This window comes from Terrisporobacter hibernicus (assembly GCF_020809405.1).
Lineage (GTDB): Bacteria > Bacillota > Clostridia > Peptostreptococcales > Peptostreptococcaceae > Terrisporobacter > Terrisporobacter petrolearius.
In genome coordinates this window covers 3,310,915-3,335,174 of sequence record NZ_CP081135.1, presented here as the reverse complement: position 1 = coordinate 3,335,174, position 24,260 = coordinate 3,310,915, and the positions used below count along the sequence as shown (strand labels likewise).

Here is a 24,260-nt window from a genome sequence, read left to right as displayed (position 1 = left end):
GTACTAAAATCGATTCCATATATTTCAGTACTGGACTTTCTATTTCATTTCATTATAATTATAGACGAGCATCCCAATAACATCAATAAACATACTACAAATAATACGCTTTATTTTTATCAGTATAATTATATGTTTACTAATATCTAAGATAAAAAAGATGTTAGTATTTCTACTAACACCCTCTGTCTACAACTCATCTTCTTTCACAATTCCAACTTCACCATAATCTTTTGTGTTTTGATTTATTTTACCTTTATATACTACTTCATTTTTATCTTCATCAAATACTCCAAAATAATAAGAGTACTTTCCAGCATCTTTTCCTCTTTCATTATAACCTATAGTTATATAATATACCTTATTACCAACTTTTCTAACTTGTAAAATATCGTCGCCATTAGCATCTATTTTTATATGGTTAATATATTCCACCTTTGAACTTTCTAAATTAACTAAAATCTCTCTAACTTCACCATAATTAAGTTTTTTATTTTCACCTTCAATTCCACCATTAGAAAATAACAATAACTTATTATCCTCAACAGAGAATTTTTTTATGTTGTCTCTTTTAGTACCTAAGTCTATGGTCTTTATGTCTTTGCTAAAAGCATCAAATTCCAATAAAGAAGATTTGTAACCTTTTTCTTTATATTTTTCATTTACTAAGAAGTAAGCTTTATTTTTATTAGCAAAACATACTTCCCCCTTTATATAAATGTCCTTTCCATCAAGTTCTTTACTTAAGATATGTTTAGAATTTTCACTAGATAAATTGATTTTATATAAATTTAATTCAGTTTTATCAAAATCATCACTTAAAGATCCCTCATAATTTGCATCGTCTCTTTTTTTCATATATTCTTCTGAATAACAACTTTTAAGTGTAACAATATACAAATTATCCTTGTCTATACTTATGGGAACTGAAGAATAGACTACTTCTGTATTATTAACACTTTGATCACCTAAAGATATATTGTAACTTTCAACTTTATCTTTGTTATTATATTTAACTTTTACATTTGCAACTAATTTATAATTATCTTCATCTACACACTCATTATTTATACGAACTGATGCAAATCTATCATCATCTTTTAACAAAGCTGCTGAATAATCTACAAATCCATAAGTAAGAATTTCTAATGCTTCTCTTCCTTCTATGTTATTCTTTGATAAATTAAAATTAGGAACACCTTGCTTTGCCATATAATCTATTGATATATTATCTTTATCTATTTTTATTTCATTAGTTTCATACATTCCTTTATTATTTTGAAGTAAAATATTTACATCTCCCAGTTCACTTCTTTTTCCATATAAATCCTCTACTTCATCATTATTTTTCCCAAGGTAAAATAGAGAAATACCTGTTACTAAAAGACCTACACATATGACACTCAAAAATTTTTTACCAATATTTCTATTCATGTATTTCTCCCCCCTTAAACATATATTTTCTTAGTCAATGTACTGTAAGAAACAACCATAGACATGACAAATACTACTAGATAAAAGATCAAATGTGTTTTCATTAAAACATCTGAATATGTATTATAAAGTGCTGTTATTGATAAATATACACTAATTATTGATATAACATATATTACTCCAAGTAGTCCTCCTATTTTCTTAACTGTTTTATGCATCATAATTCCTGTAAATAAAACTGTCATAGCAAGTATTGGGCCGAGTATAAATATCATAATAAACTCTACCCTACTTATTTGCGGTACGTGAATCATGTAAATATCCGGTCTTGCATTGTTTATAATATTTATAATATGCTCAATAGATATTCCACTTATATTTTTCATTATCGCAACCATTATTAACCAACATAAAAATTGTACAAGAATTACACCATAAATTAACGTTAGTATAGTAATTAATTTAGATATAAATATAATAAACTTGTTTTCTGGTAACATAAACAAAGTATATATAGGTTTAGTTTTATTTGAAAAATCTTTGTACCAAATTGCTAACCCATAATATAAACACCATAATAATGCTCCTATTAAAAGAAAAAATGTTAACTGATAAGTCGTTTGTGCTACATCACTTGAACTAAATGCTTCTATTGCAGCCTCTTCTTTTAATGCTGACATTCCTACTTTATAGCCTAATATTGATTCAGATTCTTTAAGATTTAAATTAAATAAGAAAGAAAATAACCCTGCATTACTAAAAAACAACAAAGTAAGTAGAGCAAAATATATCTTTTGTATTCTTTTAAACTCTACTTCAAATAAAGTCCATATTTTATTTGCCATCATATACCTCCCTCATTTTGTCAACTATTGACATCCCCTCGTTTTCTCTAATTTCTTCTGCATTAAACTTATCTGCTACTTTACCATTATTAATAATTATTACATCATCCACAATTTGTTCGATTTCCCCTATTTCATGGGTAGTAATGACAATACTTTCATCTTCTTCAATAAACTCTAATATGGCTTTTATAAATTCTTCTCTTTTAAAAACATCTATTCCAGAGAATGGCTCATCAAGCAATGTGTATTTTGCTCTTTGTGCAAAACCAATTATTATTTTCACCCTTGCTTTATTTCCTTTTGATAATTTGCTAATATTTTGATTATCTTCTAAAGAAAACATTTTAAGCATTTCATAAGCTCTTTTTTCATCCCAATTTTTATAAAAAACTTTCATAAGCTCAAAAGTTTCTTTAATATTTAAATGAGAAAAATGTATATCTATATCTGGCACAAAGGCAAGTTTATTGTAAGTTTTCTGATTCAGCTTTTCTCCATCAATAACAATTTCCCCTTTGTCTAATTTTACAAGACCTGCAATAGATTTAAGAATAGTTGATTTTCCCACACCATTCACACCTAAAATAGCAGTAATTTTCCCCTCTTCTATATTAAAAGAAACATCATCTAAAGCTTTAACTCTTCCATATGTCTTTTTAACATTTTTCACTTCAATCATATTTACCTAAAGCCCCCTAATCATATTTTTCATTTATGATATTTTTAATTTCATCTTTCCCTACGTTAATAGCTTTCATTTGCTCAACAAAAATTTCTGCAGCTTCATTAATTAAACTTTGTCTTATTTGTCTAACAAAATTTTCATCTTCAGTAATAGTACTTTGATTATTTTTTATCGTATTAATAAGCCCCATTTCTTCCATCTCCTTATATGCTTTTTGCACTGTATTTGGATTGACATTTATATTTACTGCCATTTCCCTTCTAGAAGGAAGTCTTTCACCCATTTTCAATTCACCAGTCACAACTTTTTGTTTTATATTTCTAATGATTTGAATATATACAGGCTCTCTATCATTCACTATAAATTTCAATATCTATCTCCTTCTTTCAGAATTAATAAGGTTAGTGTACTATATATATAATACACCCTTCATAGTGTATTATATATATAGTACACTATGAAAGTCAATAATATTTTTATAAATCATTTTCCCAAATTTAGATTGTTTAAATATTAAAAATCTAAAACATTTTTTGTTATTTACCTAGAAATAGGTTAATATAAACTTTTTTAATACTTATTTACAAAAAAATGACACCTAATAAATTAGATGTCATTTCTTGTTTATTTTATAAAAATTTATAAAAAAATCATTTAATATTTTTAAGAATAGCTACTAAGTAGTCCCACGTTTTCTCTGTAGAACTAATACTTAAATGTTCATTAGGCGTGTGAACATCAAATAAGTCTGGACCTATGGACACTGCTTCTGCTCCTTTTATGGCGTCAAGTAATAATCCACATTCTAGCCCAGCATGTAATGCCACTATTTCTGGTTTTTTACCTGTTATCTCTTCGTAAGTGTCCTCACAAATTTTTTCTAGTTTAGAGTTTTTAGCATATTCCCACTCAGGGTAATCATCTTCTAAGTCAAGTTTTACCCCCATAAATTTGCTAAGTAATTCCATTCTATAGTTGAGGTCTTCTTTTAAGCTTTTTACTGAACTTCTAGTTGCAAATTCAAATTTAATATCATTATCATTTGTAACTACAACACCTAAATTAGTGGAGCATTCTACTAAGCCTTCTATATCTGGGCTCATAGTTTGAATGCCTCTAGGCATTAAGTTTAAAACACCAATAATTTTATTCTTAACATCATCACTTAATGCTTTATGATAAGTTTCTTCACCTTTATTACATTCTAAAATTACGCCTGGATCTGAAGTTTTTAACTCATTTTTAAATATATCTAAAATATTACCTATTTCTTTTTGTAAAGCTTCTTTATTATTATCATCTATAAGAATTACACATTCACTTTCACGAGGTATGGCATTATTTTTAAGTCCCCCATGAATAGATACTAAATCATAACTTATTCCATTTTTACAAATATGATTTAAAACTCTACCCATTAATACATTGGAATTTCCTCTTTTTTTATCAATTTCCATTCCTGAGTGTCCACCTTGAAGACCTTTTATTCCTATATTATAAGCAGTTTTTGGTGAAGAAACTTCCTTGTACTCTTTATCTATAGTAATAATTGCTGTTACTCCACCAGCACAACTTACAGTTATTTTTCCCTCTTCCTCAGAATCTACGTTTATTATATATCTTCCCTTAAAAATACTTCCATCTAGTTTCATAGCACCTATCATACTAACTTCTTCATTAACTGTATAAAGCACTTCAAGAGGAGGGTGAGGAATATCATCACATGCTAGTAATGCAAGGCCCATAGCAACTGCTATTCCGTTGTCAGCGCCTAATGTTGTTCCTGTAGCATATAAATATTCTCCCTCTACTCTTAATTTTATTTCATCTTTCGTAAAGTCATGAACTGTATCTTTATTTTTTTCACAAACCATGTCCATATGTCCTTGAAGTATTACACCTGGACTATTTTCATATCCTTTTGTACCTGGTTTTTTAATTATTACGTTTAGAGCTTTATCTTGAATTACTTGTAATCCAAGTTTTTTTGCTTCACTTACTAAATAATCACTTATTGCCTTTTCATTTCCAGAACCTCTAGGTATTTTAGATATCTGTGAAAAATATTTAAATACTAATTGTAGCTTTGGATTTTCTATATTTACTGTCATTTTGTTACTCCTTCGAATTATTTTATACCATCATCATAGCAACACTTAATATGATTGCTGATGCCACAAAGATTGCTAATAATACTTTGCTCACAAATTTCACCCATGATGAATAATCAACTTTTGCTATGGCTAGTGTTCCCATAATAACACCACTTGTTGGCGTAACCAAGTTTACAATACCACTACCAGCACTAAATATTGAGATTATTACTTCTGGTGGAAATCCTAAACTAACTGCCAAAGGCCCAAATATAGGCATTGATAAACCTGCAAGTCCAGATGTAGAAGGTATAAAAAATGACAATGCCATATAAATTAAATATGCAACTATTGTAAATATAATTGGAGACATTCCAACTAATACAGAAGAAGCTTTTGATAAAACATAAGCATCTAATCCTGTAGAGCTCATTATAACTGATATACCTTTTGAAACACCAATAACAAGCGCAACTCCAACCATGTCAGCTGCTCCGTCTAAGAAAGAATTTACTATTTCTAATTCTTTCATTCTATATACTAAACCTATGATTATTGCCATAATTACAAACCACATGCCTAGTTCAGAGAACCACCAACTTCCAAGAGGTGCTCCAGTTAAAAATGCTGTATTTGCAAATATATTTACTCCAAATTCTTCCCAAGGTATAATCCCTGCTACCATTACTAAAAATGTGAAAGCAAATAATGCTAACACAACTTTTCTCTGTCCAGTAAACTCTATTACTTCTTCCCTACCTTCTTCATTTCCTATAAAAGCTTCGTTTGCTTGTCTTATTTCTGAATCTGATAATAATGTTTTTGATTTATCTGCATGAACTTTTTTAGCATAATTCATTACAAAGAATATAGATATAAGTAGTGATGATAACCATAAAGCTATATTTGTGCCAATTACTATAACTTGATTAGTTGCTATATTTACTCCTTTTAATGCCCCTATACTTACTGAAACTAAAAATGGATTTACTGTAGATCCTAAAACTCCACTGCCTGCGCCTAAAATAATAGAGCCTACAGATACTAAAGGATCAAATCCTGCTATTATCATAGTAGTTGTAACTAAAGCTGTAAAAGCTATAGTTTCTTCTGCCATACCAAAACTAGTTCCTCCAAGAGAAAATAAAAACATTAAAACAGGTATTAAGATTAATTCTTTTCCTTTTAATTTTGCAACTACATTTCCTATCCCTGCGTCTAAGGCACCTGTTTTTGTTGTTACTCCTAAAAATCCTCCTATTAATAAGACAAAGATAGCTATATCAATTGCCTCCTGTAATCCAGTTATTGGAGCCATAACAAAATCAGCCAAAGTTGCCTTCTTAACTCCTGGTATGAAATATGTTGCAATTGCTATAATTGCTGTTATGGCTAATAATACAGTATAAGCCGTTGGTAACTTAAATGATTTTTTCTTATTTTCATTTGTGCTCATTTTACATTTCTCCTTTAATGACTTTTGCTATTTATATTAAATTTGCCATTAAAATATATTTTATGTAATTGTGAAAAGATTTAAATTAAACAAAGCCACTAATCATAACATTAATGGCTTTGTTTCAATAAATATTTTTTTGATAAAATCACAAAGTAAATCACACATAATATTATTTGTACAATTGTAGACATTGGTGTGGCAAGACCAACTTTAAATAGAGATACTGGCTCTATTTTACTCATAAGATACGAAACAGGTATTCTTACACAAAAGGCACCTACGATTCCTTGTATCATTACAAAAGTTGTTTTTCCACATCCATTAAAGTAACCTACCATAGAAAACATTATTGCAGTTAAAAGACAGTCTATTCCATAAGCTTTCATATATTCCCAAGCTGCCATAACTACAGGCATGTCTTTTGAGAACATTCCTGCTAATAAATTTCCATGGAAGAATGTAATATAAAACATTACAACACCACAACATAGAGATGATAGTATGGCATATAGAAGAACTTTTTTGGCTCTTTCATATTTTTTAGCTCCATAATTTTGTGCAACAAAAGCAGATACCGCTTGTGAGAATGAGGATGGTATAAGCATTATAAATCCAACAAGTTTTTCTGCAACACCAATTCCAGCTGATGGAATTACTCCCATAGAATTTCCTATAATCATAATAACCAGAAAAGATAAATGCACAAGTCCATCTTGTAGAGCTATTGGAGCACCATATTTAATTATTCTTGATGTTAAGTTTTTATGGAATTTTATACTTTGTTTTGAAAACTCAAAAGGCAATCCACGCCTTTTAATAATTATTAAAGATAAAATAACACTTATACCTTGAGCCATAATAGTGGCAATAGCTGCCCCTGTTGCTGCCATTTTAAATACTCCAACAAAAATCAAATCTCCAATAATATTTGTAACACAGGCAATTGCAACTGTTATAAGCGGAGTTTTTGAGTCCCCTAGACCTCTAAAAACACCTCCTATAATATTATAGGCAACTATAAAAACTGCACCTGCTGCACAAATTCTTATGTAAGATACAGTTCCACCAAAAGCTTCTTTTGGTGCATGCATAAAATAAGATATGGGCGTAGCAAAACTTACAACTAAAAATGTAATAATAATAGCCATAACTGCAAATATACAAATCCCACTTCCCACAACATTCCCAGCTTCTTTTGATTTTCCTTCTCCTAACTTTTGACCTATTAATATAGTAAGACCCATAGTTAATCCTGTAATTATTACTGTTATAGTCATCATCACTTGACTACCTGTAGAAACAGCAGACACATCTGCCGCGTGACCAAACCTACCAACTATAAGTAAGTCAACTGCGCCATACATTGTTTGTAAAAATAGTGCAAGTAAAATGGGTATGGCAAATTTTAATAAGGGCGAGAATATTTTACCCTCTGTAAAATCAGACACTTTTGACATATTCAATTCTCCTTTATTTATGTTTTATACAAAATAATATCCTTATAAAATTTCACTTGGTTTAAGAAATTAATAACCTTAGTCCAAGTGCTATATATAGTTACTAAGAATTTATTCTAAATTATTTCTTATTTTATCAAGTACTGTTTTAAATACTTTCATTTCTTGTGATGTTATACTTTCACACAACTTATTTTCTATTGAATCAATGGCCATAGAAATTTCTTTATAAAGCTTTTTAGATTTGTTTGTTAAAATTATTTTTTTTAAACGTCCATCCTCTGCTACAGGAACTCTTTTTATTAAATCACTCTTTTCCATGTTATTTAACATCAAACTGATAGATGAACGCTTCAGATCAAATTCTTTTTCCAAATCCTTTTGGAATATTTCTTGGTTTTCACCTTTCATAGAAATAAAATCTATTACATATGCTTGAGATACAGTTAAGCTATCATCAATAGCATTAATTACAGCACTATCCATTTTTCTTGAAATTATGTGATTTATTTTACTAATATGAAGACCTAGTTTATTTTTATTAGTCAATGAAACACCTCCATAAATTTGTTTTGCACTAAACTATAATAAACATTATTTATATTTATGTCAACAAAAAAAGATATGCTGTTGTGAGCATATCTCTTTTTAAGTATAACAATTTATTTATTTTTTGAATCAACTTCTAACTCAGCTTTACCAAGCATTAAAGCAACTATATCATCGTCAGATTTTATTGTCCATGCTTTATCTTTTTTTGTTAAATTTACTTTCCCAGTTCTTTTCTCTACCTTACCTGACTTAACTTTTTCTAATAAATTCTTACTCATATATTCATCATCTACTTCTTTTCCACTAAAAGCATCTGTAAGTCCTTCTTGCATTACTTCTATTAACATATTCCCAAAATTAAGACTACTAAGTTCTACTTCAACAGTTGCATTATCTCCATCTACTTTTTCAGATAATACTTTAGCATCCATTTTTGAAAGATATATTTTTAAAGCTTCATCCATAACTTCATCTTTTTCTTCCTTTGCAGCTTTGTCTCCAGTTTCATCTTCAGTTTCAGAAATAGTATCTTCAATAAACTTACTTGCTTCTTCACTATCTCCCTTTTTAAGTTGTGTAAAATATGTATTTACAACATCTGTTGGACTTTCACTTTTACACCCTACTAACATCATACTTAGTGATAATATTGCTGCCATTAATACTGCTAATTTTTTACTCACTTTTATTCCCCCACAATCTAATTATTATATTTTGACCCGCTCTCTTAGTATTATAAACTATAACCCTTGTCGAAATTAGCACTTTGTTGTCATAAGGAAAATTTTTATGTAATTTAATATCATATATTTTATATAAAATATATAATTCTTTTTATTTATACCAAATAGTGTTTTGTTTTATTGCTTGTAAGTATTTTCAAAATTATTATTGACTAATGTTCTATGTTTTTTTATTATAGATATATAAAATTCAAGTGAAAAAGAGGACTAATATGAAAAATTTTTATATGAAATATAAAAATCACATAGGTATTATAGTTGATAGTACTATTATAGTTTTGGGATTATATATTAAAAACTACATATTTGCTGCTATGGGGTTAGCATTGTTATTACTAACTCTATATGTTTATAAGTTAGAAAAGAGAAATGAAGAAGAAAAAGCTAAAAAAATTGCAGAAAAAAAAGCATCTAAAGCTGAGCAAAAGCGTCTAAATAAAGGCAAGAAAAAAAAGAAAAAGAAAAAAAGATAATAATAAAGCTCCCGTTTATTTAATGGGAGCTTTATTTTGAATTTTAATTTATTATTTTATCATAAAACTTAAAGCTGCTAAAATCCATAAATGTAATGGATAGAATACATAAAATAAATACTTACTAAACTTATTATTTAGACCTCTTTCTCCATTATATAGAAGTATTGTTGGTATGGCTAAAATCTCTAGGAAGTCTGAGTTATACATTAACATCTTAAGTGTATCCGTAATTGATTCATAAGGAACATATGACATAAAGAAAAGTATTATAGATAATAACAAGTATCCTATTATTTGTTTTTTCTTATTGCCTTTAAAGAAATAAGTAATCATTATGAATGGTATAACTGAAAATCCGCCTTCTACTAATGTTGAAGCATAAAATGCCACCACTATTGCTACTATATTCAATAATACTTTTACTAACCCTTCATTTTTTCTAGCTATTTCAAATATACTTATTACAATAAATCCTACAAATAGTGTGGCAAATATATTATTATCAACCATTACGTTTTTACTTGCAAATAAAGTATTTATTATCATATTTCCAAAATGCATAAATACTGCAAACCCCAATAATCTAACTCCGTATTTTCTTTTATCTCTAGTATAAAAATATCCTTCAACTAAGAAATATGCAAACATAGGTGCAACACCTCTTGTTAAAGCATGTACCCATCCTGGCATTAAACCATGAAATGCGAAAAATACATGATCAAGTAACATAAGTACAATTAAAAATATTTTTATCTGAAATGCATTAAATTTTTTCATTTATTTTCCTCCTCAAGTTGATATATTAATTCTATATCACAAGAGGGTTTCTAACTATTTATTTACATTGCATTAAAATTACATTTTTGAAATATAGTTATAATAAATTTTTAGTGATTATGCAAAATCAGTGACACTACTAAAATTACACCTGCTATGCCAAGACATATTAAACTATAAGACATTAATTTAGTTTTAAAATATACAAATGGATTTAGTACATATATTGATTCTGGATTTATAATTTTACTATATATATCATCTTCATCTTCTAATATAAGTAGTCTTACTTTCACTTCCAACTCAGATAATAAGCCTTTACTACCATTTTCTTTTGTATCTTCTATTAATTTTAACATTACTGCTTTCTTATCTAGTTTAAGATTATTATTTTCTTTTTTTAATCTTGAGTCTATAACTTCTTTTACTGTTTCTTCTATAATTTGTTTTATTTGTGGATTTTTTGATTGTATAAATTTAAGTTCTTTTAAAGTTATTTTTTCTCCTTTTAATATGTTTTCTTTTATATTTTCAAATTTTTTCAAATCTACTTCTTCATTTTTAATTGTTTGTTTAGAAGATTTTATAACTTCATTTATTATATCTTTTTTTAACTTTATTACTATTGTTTTTAGTGTATTTTCTTTGTTTGCTTGTTCTATGTTTTCACCTTTTTTTAATTTATTTATTTCTTTTGAAATTATTTCATCTAGTTCTTTACCTGATTTGCATTCTTTTAGAATACTTTTCAAAGATTCATATTCTCTTTTTATATCATTAGCCACATCTTTTGACTCTGGATATTTTTTATCTATAAATTCATTTTCTTCAGATGTTAAATTCTTACCTTTTATAAATTTCAATAAAATATTTTCTAGTTTGGATAAATCTTTTTTTATTTGTACGAAATATTTTTCAACCTGATTTATTGACTCTTCTTTTATTTTCCATTCACTTGTTGTTATTTTGCAATCTTTAAACAATGTATTATTTTTTACTTTTTCATTATTTATTAAATCATTAATATCTTTTTCTGTGTTTTGTATTTCACCTAATTTGCTCATCTTTATAAAATTTTTTAGTTCATTTGATTCTTTATGTGTTTTAGTAGCAAATTCTTTTAACTGTGGATAGTTCTTATTTATAAATTCCTTTTCTTTAGAAGTTAAAGACTCTCCTTTAACTATCTTTATTGCTATATTTTCAGCTTTAGCTATCATTTCTTTTATTTTAATTACCATTTCTTTATTATAATCTTCTTGAACATCCTTTAAAGTATTGCTTATTTCACCTTTTAATTCACCTGCATTTGCATTATTTAATTCTTTATTTTTGTATATATTATTTAACTCTAAATCATTATTACTTAAATTCAAATTATTTAATTTATTAATCATATGTAACTCCAAATTATTAATATCCGTATTTTGTATTTCATCTAATTTATTCATCTCTATGAAAACCCTTAATGCATTCGATTCTTTATGTGTTTTAGTAGCAAATTCTTTTAGCTGTGGATAGTTGTTATTTATAAACTTTTTTTCTTCGGAAGTTAAAGACTCTCCTTTAACTATCTTTATAGCTATATTTTCATTTTTTGCTATCAATTCTTCTATTTTAATTACCATTTCTTTATTAAAATTTTCTTGAACATCTTTTAAAGGATTAATTAATTCGCCTGTATTGGTATTATTTAATTTATTAATCATATATAACTCCATTTAATTTTTCATATTAATATACAGTCTTTATGTTTATTTATACTTTATATACGGATAGATTTTATTTTTCTAAAATTTAAAATTAATATATGTTTTGTGTAGTTAATTGTACAATTAATTAATTTAAGTATGTGCTGTTAATGAATACATTTATCTGGGTATTTATTATTACAAATAGATAAAAATATAATAAATAATCTTAGTTTAAATTTTTATCATACTTATTTAAAGGAGAATATAAATAATGAAATATTTTATTGTAGAAGGTAATTTAAAAAGTTTTGACCCAATAGATGATACTATAATGAAAGAACACATGGATTATTCAGGAAAAGCTATGAAGGAAGGTTCAATATTAATGACAGGACTTAAAGAAGATATGAGCGGTGTTATATTTATAATGAAGGCAGAAGCTCCTGAAGAAGTAGAAGAATATTTATCTAAAGAACCTTTAAAAATTCATGACATTCAAGAGTATAAGGTTACAGAATTCTCCCCTCACTACTTTAATGAATCACCAAAAGAATGGTTTAGAATATAAAAATGCTGGAATGAATTCTTTTCATTCCAGCATAAATCACATATTTTAATAAGTTTAACAAATTATATGTGGATTTTTAGTTATAAATTATAATTTACAACTATGTAAAACACCTTCTACTAAATTATATGTTAAGTTAGCAATATCCTGAGAAGACTCCACACATCCACCCTTCATCCATGATTTTAATATGCCAATATATCCACTTTTAACAAAGGAATATACATAAGCAGGATAATCCATTTTACCATCAAAATCTTGTCTAAGTTGATCCTTAATATGATCTTCAACTAGTTCCTCCAGTTTAAATAAGAAACTTATATCTCCATTTTGACTAAAAATACATTGGCAAAAATCGACATTCTCATTTATCACATCACACATATCTTCAATAAATTCATGAGCTTCTTTGTAAAGATCATGAGTCTTATGATCCTTAATAACGTGTAATTCTAAAATACGCATGAATTCATTGTAAAGCTCTGTTTCTAACTTTTCCAACATATCTGGTATATCACAGTAATAATTATAGAAGGTTGATCTGTTTAAGTCTGCAGCCAAAACCAATTCTTTTACTGTTATGTTATTTATTGGCTTATCTTTCATTAAATTTATTAAACTATGCTTTAAAGATTCCTTTGACTTTCTAATTCTACGGTCATTTTTTATATTCATAAATTTACTCCTTTCTTAAAAATAATCAACATTTTTTCGAAAAATGTCGCTTATCATACATTTTTGTAATTTTTAATGATTGAATATTATTCCTTACAAAATTATAATTCATATTATAGCAAAAAACAACACCATGTTGTTTAATGAAAACTTAATATTGAGAAGGGTGATATATATGCTAAAAAAAGAATGGAAAGACTTATTCAAAAACAAATTTCTAATTGTGGCTTTAATTGCTATAATTGCAATCCCAACTATTTATTCAACTTTATTTTTAAGTTCCATGTGGGACCCTTACGGTAAAGTTAGCAATCTTCCAGTTGCTGTTGTAAATAATGATGATCCTATTGATTATGAGGATATGGAAGTAAATGTGGGTGAAAGACTTGTTGATAGTCTAAAAGATAATGACTCCTTAGCATTTAATTTTGTTGATGAAAAAGTGGCAATGGATGGTTTAGAAAATGGTACTTATTATATGGTAATTACTATACCTAAGAACTTTTCAAAAGATGCTACTACTTTATTAGATAAAAAGCCTAAAAAAATGGTATTAGAATATGCTACAAACCCAGGTAAAAACTATATCGCCAGTAAAATGAGTGAAACAGCTTTAACTAAAGTTCAAAATTCTATTTCTGAAAAGGTAACTGAAACTTATGCAGATGTGGTATTTGAACAGTTTGACACTGTAGGTGATGGACTTAAAGAAGCATCTGACGGTTCTTTAGAACTTAAAGACGGCTTAGGTGATTTAAAAGATGGTGGTGTAAAACTAAGCAATGGTTTAAACACTCTTTCTAATAGTATGTTAACATTTACTAATGGTACAAATACTTTATCACAAGGTTTAGATACTTATTTAGCAGGTGTAAAAACTTTAAATTCAGCTTCTGGGGAACTTGCAAATGGTGCTAATAAATTGGCAGATGGTGCTAATCAGTTAAACTCTGCTGTTAAAGGAATCTCTATTCCAAATATATCTTTAAGTGAAGAGCAAAAAAACACTTTAAAAGACACAGCAGCTTCTGGTGTTTCTGGTTATTCTAAACAACTATCTTCTGGTATAGGTAGTGCAGTTAGCAATAAAGTAAGTAACACTTTAACTTCTGATAATACAGTTAAAGCAGTGTCTTCTGCAATACTTAGTGATAGTAAAATTGCTCAAATGGTAGGAGCACTTCAAGCAGCAGGCTATACTAAAGAGCAAGCCCAAGGCTTAGTTGTTGGAATAGTATCAAATACTTTAAAAGGTGTATCTTCTAATATTACAGCTGATTCTATAACAAGTGCAGTTTCTCCATCAGTATCTAGTACTATGAGCAAAATTGCAGCAGGTTCAGCACAAAAAGGAGCCGAGGCAGTTGTAAAAGAGGTAAACTCAAATCTTTCTACTTATGAAGAAATGTTTACTACTTTAAAATCATCTACAAAAACTCTTTCAGATGGATTAAATACATTAAGTGATGGTGCCAACAAATTAAAGGCTGGTTCAGATAAACTTGTAGCTAATAATCCTAAATTACAATCTGGTATGACATCACTTTCAGATGGTACAAATAAAATATCATCTGGTGTTAAGGATTTAAAAAATGGATCTGTAAGTTTAAAAGATGGTTTAAAAACTGCGTATGATGGAAGTAATACTCTTCAAACAAGTTTAGCTGACGGAGCTAAATCTGTAAAAGATACTACTTCTACAATAAACGATGACACATTAAAAATGTTTGCATCGCCTGTAGACTCATCTGAAACTAAAATAACTAAAGTTGCAGATAATGGTCATGCCATGGCTGCATATATGATGGTTGTTGGTCTTTGGGTTGGATGTATGGGATTCTGCACAGTTTATCCATTAACTAAAAATAGCTCAAAAATAAAATCAGGCTTTAGATTATGGTTAAGCAAAGCAAGTGTTATGTATCCTGCAATAATATTAGCTGCTGTAGGAATGATCTCAGCTTTAAGCTTCTTCAATGGATTTAGCCCAGCTGATTTAAATGGTACTATATTAGTTGCAGTTGTTGCCGCAATAGCCTTTATGAGTATTATATACTTCTTTAATGTGGCATTTGGAGTAGTTGGTAAGTTCTTAGTTCTAATATTTATGGTTATTCAGTTATCTGGTTCTACAGGTACTTATCCTTTAGAATTATCAGGTGATTTTGTATCTAAAATAACGGATTATCTTCCATTTACTCATGTAGTTACTGCATTTAGAAGTACAATATCTGGAGGAACAAGTATAGAGAGTCATTTAATTTTCCTTGCTACTATAGCTGTAGTAATGATTTTAATAACAATTGCATTCCTTGAATTTAAAGTAAGATATAAATCTAAAAATAATATTATTACTGAAGATGATATGGACGACAAATTAGCAGTTTAATAAATAAAAATAAGGATTATGTTTATAAACATAATCCTTATTTTTATTTTTACTACTATAATGTTGATTTTGCTAATATTTCTTCTTTAAAGTTATCACTATTTATTGGCCACTTGCCATATTTTCTTGCAGCTGCCATAAATGCATCTATATTTTCTATAGGAGTGTTAATAGGTATACCACATCCTGTACTTAGTAAATATCCCTTTGGACTGTCATAACCATCTTTTATACATTTTTTTACACCTGCATAAACATCTTCTTTTGACCCAAGCATCATTACTTCTACTGGATCCACATTACCAACAATAGGAAGTCTGTCACCCACAAGTTTTTTTGTATCAAATAAACTAACTCTATTGTCTATACTTAGCATATTACAACCACTTTCCACCAAGTCTAGAGTCATATGTGAAGTTTCCCCACAAACATGATATGTAAGGGATTTTCCAAAACTATGTACATAATCTACTATTTCTTTTGTATATGGAAGAACAAACTCTCTATAAGTTTTCTTGTCTATTAGTGTACCTGACGCTATTGGATCGCATAAAGATATTCCTGATCCTGCCTCTAAGAAATCTTTCATTACTATTTTAGTTGCATCTGTACTAAATCTTAATAATTCGTGAACTTTTTCCGGTTCTTTTCTTATGGATCTTAATAATTTTTCAACAGGATAAATACTCCCTGCTGCTGTTATTGGTCCATGAATACTTAAAGATGCTCCAACTTCATGGCCATATTTCTCCATACAAATATGATAAGCATCATAATTTAATTGGTACCATGGGTCATTTTTTCTTTCTATTTTTGATAAATCTAAAGAACTTAAATCTTTAAGATTTTTTAAATAATGATCTATTATGGCTGGTACCCCATCTTCTGGATCATTAGTTTTACTACCTAGTGCAATACCAACGCCATGAAGTCCGTATTCTATAGAAATACTGTCATTTCCAAATCTCTCATAACAAGCTATTTGTGCCTGAGCTTGGTTTTTAGCACAACTTCTTTTTTCTTTATGTGTAATTTCAGCTACTTTTCCTGATACTGATGTTACAAATGGTAGTGCTGGTATTCTATCTATGGGTTTTCCACTAAAAAATCCTGCTAGTCTTTCCTTAGGAGTCATTTGGTCATCTTTATGCATTGTAATACCCCCAGTTTAATAAATTTATAATTGATTAGATGGGAACTTTAAACAGCTAGAAAATAATCTTTCATAACCTTCTGATGCTCCAAGCTCCATATATTCCATATTTTTAGAAAGCAATTCCATATCTTTTTTAGCTTCCTTAGACATTAATGCCATATAAGCTCCTGTTTTTGAAGAATTACCTACATAAACTATTTTTTCTTTTACTTCCATAGGTAAAATCCCTGTTCCAACTAAACTGTCTACACTAACATGAGCTCCAAATTGACCTGCTATCATTACTTTTTTCAAGTCTTTCATTTCAATATTAGCTTTTTTAAGTAGTGCATAAAAACCAGAGAGTATGGCTCCCTTGGATAACTGAACTTGTCTAATATCACCCTGTGTAATTAAAAGTTTGTTTTTATTATCATCATATAAAATAAATTCTCTTTTTTTATTATTAATTTGTATTTTATTTAATCTGTAATCATCTTCTTCTAACTTTTCTAGCTTAATAAAAGCTCCATTATCTCTTACAATTCCTGTTTTTAATAGTTCTTTTACTACTGCTAAAATTCCACTTCCACATATGCCTATAGGTTTTTCTTCTCCTATAACTGTTATTGCCGTTTCTTCTTCATTAATAACTACATCTTCTATAGCTCCATTAGCTGCTCTCATTCCACAACTAATGTTCATTCCTTCTAGTGCTGGCCCTGCAGCACAAGAACAAGATAAAAGGTTTCCTTTATTTGATAAAACGATTTCGCCGTTTGTTCCTATATCTATAAAAAGCACATTTTCATCTGCTTTATTTAATTCACATACATAAGCACCTGCTACTATATCAGCACCTATATATGCAGATACAGAAGGCAGGCAATAAAGTCTCGCTTTTTCACAAGCTGATAATCCTATATCTTTTGCCAAAATATTTTTAGAAGTAGTGAAAATAGGTGCAAATGGAGATTTCCCAATAGACTTAGCATCTATTCCAAGCAACATATGCATCATAGTACAATTGGCTGCCACAGTAATTTCGTATATATGTTTTTTATTCACATTTGCTTTTTTGCATAATTTTTCTATCATTTCATTGATAGAAGTTACTATAGCCTTTTGTAAATTTTCAACTCCGTCTTCTTGATTTTCTACTTCATATGTAATTCTAGTTAGCACATCTAATCCATACTGTTTTTGTGAGTTAATCATAGACTCAACACATAGCTCTTCACCAGAATTTATATCTACTAAAGATGTAACTACTGTTGTTGTTCCTATATCCATAATCACGCCATATATTTTATCTCTTGTATCATTTGTTTCCAGATAAATCACTTCATCATTATTAAATACTGCTGTAATTTTCTCATCTTGTGGTTTTATTTCTTTTAACAATTTCCAGTCTAATTTATCAATATTTAATTGTCTTAAAATTTCATCTTCCAATGGTCTTTGATTTTCTAAAGTTGATTTTTCAAGACTTATTAATTTTTTATGTATAGAAGGATTAACTTGAAACTTTGGCATATATCCACTGCTTAATACTCTATGTTTTCTTTCTTTTTGTAATAATTCTATTTTTATATCTTCTTTTGGTTTTACTAAACAAGATAGACGTATATTATCATTAATTTCATCTTGTGATAAAAGTTTCTTCTCTGTTTCACTTAATTCTCCTAAATCTCCAGAAATAAGTTTAATTTTACATTTTCCACAAACACCTTTACCATTACAAGCATTATCAACAAATATATTTTCATCTAACAAAACATCCATCAATGTTTTATTTTCTTTTGCTTCTACGATTTTATTTTCTTTTTCTATGAAAACTTTACACATTTACCTTAATCCCCTCTGCGTTTAATGTACTTAGAATAGATTGTATATTTTTAAGTGGTGATTTTGTTCCAAGTCCACATGCTGGCGATATAATATTTGATCCATCTTTCACACATTTGTTAGTTAACAATGAAATTTTCTCTGGACTACCAAATTCTAATGTGTATGTACTTACATTTCCCATAAGAATTCTATTTGGTAAATTAGCTCTAGCATTTTTCATGGAAACTACTGAGTCAAAACTAAGAGCATTACTTTGTATCATATTTACTTCTTTGTAAACACTTCTCATTTGACCACAAATATGTACAATAGTTCCTATTTTTTCTTCTTGCAAACTATCAATTATTTTATTTATATATTTAACTGCAAATTGTTCAAAATCTCTTGGTCCTAAAATTTCTCCACTGCCACTTGGATCAGAGATGGCAATTATATCTGCTCCTGCATCTATTTGAGCTCTAGCAAAATTAATGATTTCATCTGTAACAAATGTCATAAATTCATGAGCTTTTTTATTTTTCTTTCTCAATTCTTTGTAAAAAACAACAGGCTCCATAAGAGAACTCGCTGTACTTATAGGCCCTGTAATATTTCCTATTATAGGTACATTATCATTTTTTAATTTTAAAATTTTTATGGCATCTAATACTACCTTTGCTCTGCCTTCTTGTAGATTCATTTCTTTTAAGTTTTCGTATTCGTCCACACTATTTATGGCATATTCAATTACATGTGGTTCATATTCTTTTGTTCCTAAAGTGGCTTTAGCTCCCATAGCTTCAGCTTCTACAGTCATACAAAAAGGAACTCCATAATTTTCAAAACACCCATTTTCATAGTTTGCACTGGCAAGTTCAGCCATTTTTTCTCCATTTAAGTGTGCCCCTGGCCAAAATACATTTGATCTATCCATTAAATCTGTTGTTATCATGTTCATCATGCCACCTGGACATATACAAGGTGGTCTATCAACTTCTTCATTATTAAATACTTTTATAATTCTCTCTTTTGGTGTAATCATTTTATCAACCTCATTTTAAATAGCATTTACTAAATTCTTAGCATGTAGAAGTTCTTTTGCAACTTTTACTGCTTCAACCGCATTACTTGAATATCCATCTGCACCTATTTCTTTTGCATATTTTTGTGAAATAGGACTTCCTCCAACCATAACTGTAACATTATCTCTTATTCCTTCTTCATTTAACATGTCAATAACTGTTTTCATTCCACCCATAGTTGTTGTCATTAATGTTGACATACAAAGAAGTGATGCATTTGTTTCTTTTACTTTTTCAACAAAAGATTTTAAATCAACATCTCTTCCTAAATCATGCATTTCAAAACCAGCAGTCTCAAACATAATTCTAACTAAGTTTTTACCTATGTCATGTGTGTCTCCTTCAACAACACCTATAACACCTTTTACTTTTGTATCTTCCTCTTGTTCTGGTAAATGAGGTCTTAAAACGTCTAGTCCTGCATACATAGCATCTGAACACAACAATACATCAGTTACAAAATATTCTTCTTCATCATAAAGCTTACTTGCTTCATTCATTCCCTCAACTAATCCATCCATTATTCCATCAAAAGCTGAATGTCCTTCATTTAAATATTCTTTGGCAACATCCACCACTTCTTCGTCTTCCATTTCAACCACACACTCAGCTAATTTTTTTAAAAGTTCTTTTTTCGATGACATAATTGTCCCTCCTATTTTATTATTTTATATTAGTTTGATTCCCTTAATCTTACCTTCAGTCAATTTATAATTTATATTTTTAATACACATTTGACCTACTATTTTTGTTTTTCCTATAACTTCAATACAGCCCTCACCATATTTCATAGGTTTTGATAATTCAATATCATATAAACTTGCTTTATTTGTTCCAAGAAGTGCAAATGTTGTTTTAGGACATAGCAATAATATGGTCTTTTCATCTATAATCTTTTCAGCCTTTTTCAAGAAAGGATATGTAAACATTTCCACACTTTCTTTCATCATTTTTGGCCCAAGAATATTAACACCACCTGAAGAGTCAGCAAAACTAATTAAGTTTGCACCTGCTCTTTGTCCTTCTTCTATAAAGTTAAGGATTTCATTTTGAAATTTATCAAATATTTGTTTCATCTTTTCTGGTTCTTTTCTAAAAATCTTAAATGCACGTGTAGCATCCATTAATACATTTAAGATTGTAAATGGTCCACTAACTTCTAAAACAACATTTTCCCCTTCATTTCTTAAACATGTGCAGGCCTTTAATACTTCTGATATTCTACCTTTAGTAAAATCAATACTTTTCAGATTTAATACATCATCAGCATTTTGGCACACATATTCCTTTGCCCTAGGTCCTATCTTTTCATCTCCATAATTGATAATTCCACCCATTGCTTCTCCTTCTACAGTATGACAAAAGGGTAGTTCACAAAAGGCTGCATTATCATGTTTTTTTAGTTCTTTTGCTATTAAGCTCATTGTCTCCCAATGTTTATAGGCCTGGGGAAAACTTAATTTTAAATTTTTTGTCACTTCTTCATTTATCCCTGCTGAATTATTATAAGTACATTTAAAATCAACTATCTTCTCCATATATTTTTTAGACCTTTCTAAATATTTAATTCTTCACATTAATAAGAGTAACATATAAAAATAACTTATAAAAATTGATAATTTTTATAGTTTCATGCTCTTTATAAATAAAATCAATATATATGAAAATTATAAACAAAAAAAGCCAATGACCTTAATCATTGACTTTTTTATTTAATTTATATTATTTTTACTTAAATAATTGAGCTTCAAATTCATTTTCCCAATTTTCTCCGTGCTTTTGTTCCATTAAGTCATCAAAATCATCACCATATTTAGCTTCTAATTCATCTTCCCAGTTAATAGGTGCTTCTACTCTGTTAAGCATTTTACTTAAATCACCTTCAATTGATTTGATTAAGTCTTCTTTTGTAGTTCCTTCGTTTAACTTATCATTCATTTTTGCTTCAAACTCATCGTCCCAAGTTTCACCGTATTTTGCTTCCATAGCATCTTCCCAGTCATCACCATACTTAGCTTCTAGTTCGTCTTCCCATTTTACGTTATATTCCCCCTCTTCTAAAGCTTTTAAGTCTTTCTCTAAAGAGTCCAAGTCCACATTACTAATTGTATCATTACTTGATGTTGTTACAAGTTGTATCCTTTGTTTAGTATTAGATTGAGCTGCATCACTTTCCACATTTCCCGAACATCCTGTTAAGATTATTGACCCTCCTATAAGAGTTAGTGTTAGTAAAGATTTTATGTTTTTCATTTAGTTTCCTCCGTAAAATTCATTTTTCTATATACTATATATACAAATTGGAATTTTTATTTGGGGACCTTTTTATTAAAAATAACGCATTTGCTCAATACTTCGTGATCTAAACATTTCTTCTATTAAATTAATTTGATAAGAGCTTACCTTTATACCAGCATTATTATTAGAAAACTTAGATTTTTTCTTAAGCTTTAACTCAAGAGTGTGACAAACCTTACCTTTCACATGTTCTTTAGTCCATCTATATCCACATACATTACTAAAAGGAATAAAGCTCATAAGCGTAAGTATACCATCTGTATATACAATATTATTACTGTTTTTAGGATTTAACACTGAGAATAAAATAACCATAATTAAGTAACTCTTTGATAGTATCAATGTTCTTAAAGCCTCTTTTAAAATTTCATTTTTAGGTATTTCATTAAAGTCTATTAAAAATGCTACTAAAGTTAAAATAATTGATGCCATAAAAAAATATTGTATGTATTTTGCCATTTGCTCATACCAAGTAGGCCTTTTATAGGACTGAATATAAAAAATCGGCTCTTTTTTAGAAAGTTCACAATCTTTTTTATGTGTTTTTATAAGGTCAAATATAAAATATCCATAACATAAAGTCATAACTATTACAAACAATGCAGATATAAAAACATTAGAATTACTTATATAAGTATCTACAATTTCAGCCCCAACATATAAAAGCAATGTTATGCCTATTAAAAATGATTTAAATAACCTTTTAGATTTATTGGATTCACTTTTATAAATTTCACTTAGAACATCAGGATCTCCCATTTGCTTTAATGCCATGTTTGTTGCTTCTTCATATTCCATACCTTCTTGTGTAAATTCTTCAATATAACTAGAAACATGATCTCTAAGTTCATCTTGTATATCTTTTGCTCTTTCTTCTGTGGAAATAAATTTACAAGTAGATTGTAAAAATTTTTCCACAGATTTATTTTGTGTATTCATTAATACTGTCCCCCTAATACTAAATTCATTGTTTTACTAAATATAACCCATTCATCTTTTCTATCTTTTAATTCCAAAAGTCCCTTTTTAGTAATTTTATAATATTTTCTACGTCTACCATTTTCCACATTCCAAAAAGATTCGATTAACTTACTTTTTTCAAGCTCATGTAATAGGGGGTATAAAGTACCCTCCTTAAAAAGAAATACTCCATTAGACTTATTTTCAATTTCTTTTATCATTCCATATCCATACATGGGCTCATTTTTTAATGCATCTAAAATTAATGTTACTGTACTACCTTTCATAAGCTCTTTATTCAAAACAACACCTTCTTTAATATTTTATTAAATCATACCTCGGATTTCTATGTATTATAAAGAAATTGTATTTCTATAGTCCTCATTAGTCAACTGTAAATTTTTACCAAATAAAAAAGTAGTTACCTAAATATTAATCTAGGTAACTACACATTAAATTGATTTACTAACTTTTAAAGGATTCACTTTCAAGAAATAATCTAATATCCTTGAGTATATAGATGTGAAAATTATTCCTATAATTATAGATTTAACTCCATATACAATTAATCCAACAAACAACACTACCATGTTAATTTTACTTATTGTTTTAGCTATATTTATATTATTATTCTTCTTATGCATAATAATAGCTATAACGTCTACTCCCACAGTTGATGCATTCACAATAATGCAACAATAATATCCCATTCCTATAAATATACATGCTAATATTAAATCTACTACTATATTAACATGTAGTGAAAAAGGTAGAGAGTAAAATAATGAAAATAAGGTGATATAGAATAAACTGCCAAATATAGACTTTGAAAAATTATCCTTACCTAAAAATATATAACAAGTTATTAATAATAGTAAAGTTAATCCATTGCTCAAGTATAAAAGTGGCACTGAAAGTAACTTATTTAGTATCATAGAAATACTTGTAACTCCACCATTTATAATTTCATTAGGAACCATCCACTTTGAATAAGCTATTCCCATAAATATATTTCCTAATAAAATAATGGATATATCTTTACCATACTTTTTAATCTTATTTTTATCCATGTTATTCTCCCATATTTAAATTTCCAAACATATAT

At 28.3% G+C, this 24,260-nt stretch carries 24 protein-coding genes; 3 read left to right on the top strand and 21 right to left on the bottom strand.

Annotated features, from left to right (window positions below):
• Window positions 1-189: 189 nt before the first annotated feature.
• From JW646_RS16135 to JW646_RS16095, 9 genes are all read right to left on the bottom strand, one after another.
• A complete protein-coding gene (locus JW646_RS16135; protein ID WP_228415651.1) occupies window positions 190-1,434 on the bottom strand; it encodes a hypothetical protein in 1,245 nt (414 codons plus the stop codon).
• A gap of 14 nt (window positions 1,435-1,448) precedes the next feature.
• Entirely contained in the window at window positions 1,449-2,279 is an 831-nt protein-coding gene (locus JW646_RS16130; protein WP_228415650.1) for a hypothetical protein, read from the bottom strand.
• Window positions 2,269-2,961, bottom strand: coding sequence for an ABC transporter ATP-binding protein (locus tag JW646_RS16125; protein WP_228415649.1), 693 nt, complete (start codon window positions 2,959-2,961; stop codon window positions 2,269-2,271). Before JW646_RS16125 ends, JW646_RS16130 begins: the two co-directional genes overlap by 11 nt.
• Window positions 2,962-2,977: 16 nt before the next feature.
• On the bottom strand, window positions 2,978-3,337 hold the full coding sequence (locus JW646_RS16120) for a GntR family transcriptional regulator (protein ID WP_074915918.1): 360 nt from the start codon (window positions 3,335-3,337) through the stop codon (window positions 2,978-2,980).
• Between the two features lie 280 nt (window positions 3,338-3,617).
• On the bottom strand, window positions 3,618-5,078 hold the full coding sequence (locus tag JW646_RS16115; RefSeq protein WP_228415648.1) for an aminoacyl-histidine dipeptidase: 1,461 nt from the start codon (window positions 5,076-5,078) through the stop codon (window positions 3,618-3,620).
• Between the two features lie 22 nt (window positions 5,079-5,100).
• A complete protein-coding gene (locus JW646_RS16110) occupies window positions 5,101-6,516 on the bottom strand; it encodes a YfcC family protein (RefSeq protein ID WP_228415647.1) in 1,416 nt (471 codons plus the stop codon).
• 110 nt (window positions 6,517-6,626) lie between these two features.
• Window positions 6,627-7,976, bottom strand: coding sequence for an MATE family efflux transporter (locus tag JW646_RS16105; RefSeq protein ID WP_228415646.1), 1,350 nt, complete (start codon window positions 7,974-7,976; stop codon window positions 6,627-6,629).
• Between the two features lie 111 nt (window positions 7,977-8,087).
• A complete protein-coding gene (locus JW646_RS16100; protein ID WP_148556479.1) occupies window positions 8,088-8,525 on the bottom strand; it encodes a MarR family winged helix-turn-helix transcriptional regulator in 438 nt (145 codons plus the stop codon).
• Window positions 8,526-8,638: 113 nt separating this feature from the next.
• The gene (locus JW646_RS16095; protein ID WP_074915910.1) at window positions 8,639-9,211 is read right to left on the bottom strand and encodes a DUF4878 domain-containing protein; all 573 of its coding nucleotides are present in this window, start codon (window positions 9,209-9,211) and stop codon (window positions 8,639-8,641) included.
• A gap of 272 nt (window positions 9,212-9,483) precedes the next feature.
• On the opposite strand from JW646_RS16095, the gene JW646_RS16090 reads away from it, so the two are divergent.
• A complete protein-coding gene (locus tag JW646_RS16090; protein WP_074915909.1) occupies window positions 9,484-9,744 on the top strand; it encodes a hypothetical protein in 261 nt (86 codons plus the stop codon).
• 51 nt (window positions 9,745-9,795) lie between these two features.
• Here the strand turns inward: JW646_RS16090 and JW646_RS16085 are convergent, their stop codons facing one another.
• Window positions 9,796-10,524 carry a TraX family protein gene (locus JW646_RS16085; RefSeq protein ID WP_148556478.1) on the bottom strand — a complete coding sequence of 243 codons (729 nt, stop codon included), beginning with the start codon at window positions 10,522-10,524 and terminating at the stop codon, window positions 9,796-9,798.
• Between the two features lie 110 nt (window positions 10,525-10,634).
• Window positions 10,635-12,233, bottom strand: a complete 1,599-nt coding sequence (locus JW646_RS16080; RefSeq protein WP_228415645.1) for a hypothetical protein — start codon at window positions 12,231-12,233, stop codon at window positions 10,635-10,637.
• A gap of 256 nt (window positions 12,234-12,489) precedes the next feature.
• Between JW646_RS16080 and JW646_RS16075 the strand changes: the two genes are divergently transcribed.
• Window positions 12,490-12,786, top strand: a complete 297-nt coding sequence (locus JW646_RS16075; RefSeq protein WP_074915900.1) for a YciI family protein — start codon at window positions 12,490-12,492, stop codon at window positions 12,784-12,786.
• A gap of 87 nt (window positions 12,787-12,873) precedes the next feature.
• Here JW646_RS16075 and JW646_RS16070 read toward each other — a convergent pair whose 3' ends face one another.
• Window positions 12,874-13,461 carry a TetR/AcrR family transcriptional regulator gene (locus JW646_RS16070; RefSeq protein WP_148556476.1) on the bottom strand — a complete coding sequence of 196 codons (588 nt, stop codon included), beginning with the start codon at window positions 13,459-13,461 and terminating at the stop codon, window positions 12,874-12,876.
• Window positions 13,462-13,636: 175 nt separating this feature from the next.
• Here JW646_RS16070 and JW646_RS16065 point away from each other — a divergent pair, with 175 nt between their 5' ends.
• Window positions 13,637-15,850, top strand: coding sequence for a YhgE/Pip domain-containing protein (locus JW646_RS16065; protein WP_074915896.1), 2,214 nt, complete (start codon window positions 13,637-13,639; stop codon window positions 15,848-15,850).
• Between the two features lie 55 nt (window positions 15,851-15,905).
• Here the strand turns inward: JW646_RS16065 and JW646_RS16060 are convergent, their stop codons facing one another.
• The 9 genes from JW646_RS16060 to JW646_RS16020 form a co-directional block, all read right to left on the bottom strand.
• Window positions 15,906-17,003 carry a uroporphyrinogen decarboxylase family protein gene (locus tag JW646_RS16060; RefSeq protein WP_228415644.1) on the bottom strand — a complete coding sequence of 366 codons (1,098 nt, stop codon included), beginning with the start codon at window positions 17,001-17,003 and terminating at the stop codon, window positions 15,906-15,908.
• Between the two features lie 24 nt (window positions 17,004-17,027).
• Window positions 17,028-18,833, bottom strand: coding sequence for an ASKHA domain-containing protein (locus JW646_RS16055; RefSeq protein WP_148556473.1), 1,806 nt, complete (start codon window positions 18,831-18,833; stop codon window positions 17,028-17,030).
• The gene (locus JW646_RS16050; RefSeq protein ID WP_148556472.1) at window positions 18,826-19,857 is read right to left on the bottom strand and encodes a methylcobamide:CoM methyltransferase MtbA; all 1,032 of its coding nucleotides are present in this window, start codon (window positions 19,855-19,857) and stop codon (window positions 18,826-18,828) included. Before JW646_RS16050 ends, JW646_RS16055 begins: the two co-directional genes overlap by 8 nt.
• Window positions 19,858-19,872: 15 nt before the next feature.
• Window positions 19,873-20,541 carry a corrinoid protein gene (locus JW646_RS16045; protein WP_074915888.1) on the bottom strand — a complete coding sequence of 223 codons (669 nt, stop codon included), beginning with the start codon at window positions 20,539-20,541 and terminating at the stop codon, window positions 19,873-19,875.
• 24 nt (window positions 20,542-20,565) lie between these two features.
• Window positions 20,566-21,435, bottom strand: coding sequence for a uroporphyrinogen decarboxylase family protein (locus JW646_RS16040; protein WP_148556471.1), 870 nt, complete (start codon window positions 21,433-21,435; stop codon window positions 20,566-20,568).
• Between the two features lie 190 nt (window positions 21,436-21,625).
• On the bottom strand, window positions 21,626-22,150 hold the full coding sequence (locus JW646_RS16035) for a hypothetical protein (RefSeq protein ID WP_228415643.1): 525 nt from the start codon (window positions 22,148-22,150) through the stop codon (window positions 21,626-21,628).
• A 75-nt stretch (window positions 22,151-22,225) separates the two neighbouring features.
• On the bottom strand, window positions 22,226-23,134 hold the full coding sequence (locus JW646_RS16030) for a permease prefix domain 1-containing protein (RefSeq protein ID WP_228415642.1): 909 nt from the start codon (window positions 23,132-23,134) through the stop codon (window positions 22,226-22,228).
• Window positions 23,134-23,442 carry a PadR family transcriptional regulator gene (locus JW646_RS16025; protein ID WP_033316522.1) on the bottom strand — a complete coding sequence of 103 codons (309 nt, stop codon included), beginning with the start codon at window positions 23,440-23,442 and terminating at the stop codon, window positions 23,134-23,136. The genes JW646_RS16030 and JW646_RS16025 overlap by 1 nt, the downstream gene beginning before the upstream one ends.
• A gap of 165 nt (window positions 23,443-23,607) precedes the next feature.
• Window positions 23,608-24,225 (bottom strand): YitT family protein, encoded by a 618-nt coding sequence (locus tag JW646_RS16020; RefSeq protein ID WP_228415641.1) that lies wholly within the window; start codon window positions 24,223-24,225, stop codon window positions 23,608-23,610.
• Window positions 24,226-24,260 lie beyond the last annotated feature (35 nt).

Excerpts from the sequence above, each read along its gene's own strand:
- JW646_RS16135 (WP_228415651.1), bottom strand. The coding sequence starts at position 1,434 with ATGAATAGAAATATTGGTAAAAAATTTTTGAGTGTCATATGTGTAGGT.
- JW646_RS16130 (WP_228415650.1), bottom strand. The coding sequence starts at position 2,279 with ATGGCAAATAAAATATGGACTTTATTTGAAGTAGAGTTTAAAAGAATA.
- JW646_RS16125 (WP_228415649.1), bottom strand. The coding sequence starts at position 2,961 with ATGATTGAAGTGAAAAATGTTAAAAAGACATATGGAAGAGTTAAAGCT.
- JW646_RS16115 (WP_228415648.1), bottom strand. The coding sequence starts at position 5,078 with ATGACAGTAAATATAGAAAATCCAAAGCTACAATTAGTATTTAAATAT.
- JW646_RS16110 (WP_228415647.1), bottom strand. The coding sequence starts at position 6,516 with ATGAGCACAAATGAAAATAAGAAAAAATCATTTAAGTTACCAACGGCT.
- JW646_RS16105 (WP_228415646.1), bottom strand. The coding sequence starts at position 7,976 with ATGTCAAAAGTGTCTGATTTTACAGAGGGTAAAATATTCTCGCCCTTA.
- JW646_RS16090 (WP_074915909.1), top strand. The coding sequence starts at position 9,484 with ATGAAAAATTTTTATATGAAATATAAAAATCACATAGGTATTATAGTT.
- JW646_RS16085 (WP_148556478.1), bottom strand. The coding sequence starts at position 10,524 with ATGAAAAAATTTAATGCATTTCAGATAAAAATATTTTTAATTGTACTT.
- JW646_RS16080 (WP_228415645.1), bottom strand. The coding sequence starts at position 12,233 with ATGATTAATAAATTAAATAATACCAATACAGGCGAATTAATTAATCCT.
- JW646_RS16075 (WP_074915900.1), top strand. The coding sequence starts at position 12,490 with ATGAAATATTTTATTGTAGAAGGTAATTTAAAAAGTTTTGACCCAATA.
- JW646_RS16070 (WP_148556476.1), bottom strand. The coding sequence starts at position 13,461 with ATGAATATAAAAAATGACCGTAGAATTAGAAAGTCAAAGGAATCTTTA.
- JW646_RS16065 (WP_074915896.1), top strand. The coding sequence starts at position 13,637 with ATGCTAAAAAAAGAATGGAAAGACTTATTCAAAAACAAATTTCTAATT.
- JW646_RS16060 (WP_228415644.1), bottom strand. The coding sequence starts at position 17,003 with ATGCATAAAGATGACCAAATGACTCCTAAGGAAAGACTAGCAGGATTT.
- JW646_RS16055 (WP_148556473.1), bottom strand. The coding sequence starts at position 18,833 with ATGTGTAAAGTTTTCATAGAAAAAGAAAATAAAATCGTAGAAGCAAAA.
- JW646_RS16050 (WP_148556472.1), bottom strand. The coding sequence starts at position 19,857 with ATGATTACACCAAAAGAGAGAATTATAAAAGTATTTAATAATGAAGAA.
- JW646_RS16045 (WP_074915888.1), bottom strand. The coding sequence starts at position 20,541 with ATGTCATCGAAAAAAGAACTTTTAAAAAAATTAGCTGAGTGTGTGGTT.
- JW646_RS16040 (WP_148556471.1), bottom strand. The coding sequence starts at position 21,435 with ATGGAGAAGATAGTTGATTTTAAATGTACTTATAATAATTCAGCAGGG.
- JW646_RS16035 (WP_228415643.1), bottom strand. The coding sequence starts at position 22,150 with ATGAAAAACATAAAATCTTTACTAACACTAACTCTTATAGGAGGGTCA.
- JW646_RS16030 (WP_228415642.1), bottom strand. The coding sequence starts at position 23,134 with ATGAATACACAAAATAAATCTGTGGAAAAATTTTTACAATCTACTTGT.
- JW646_RS16025 (WP_033316522.1), bottom strand. The coding sequence starts at position 23,442 with ATGAAAGGTAGTACAGTAACATTAATTTTAGATGCATTAAAAAATGAG.
- JW646_RS16020 (WP_228415641.1), bottom strand. The coding sequence starts at position 24,225 with ATGGATAAAAATAAGATTAAAAAGTATGGTAAAGATATATCCATTATT.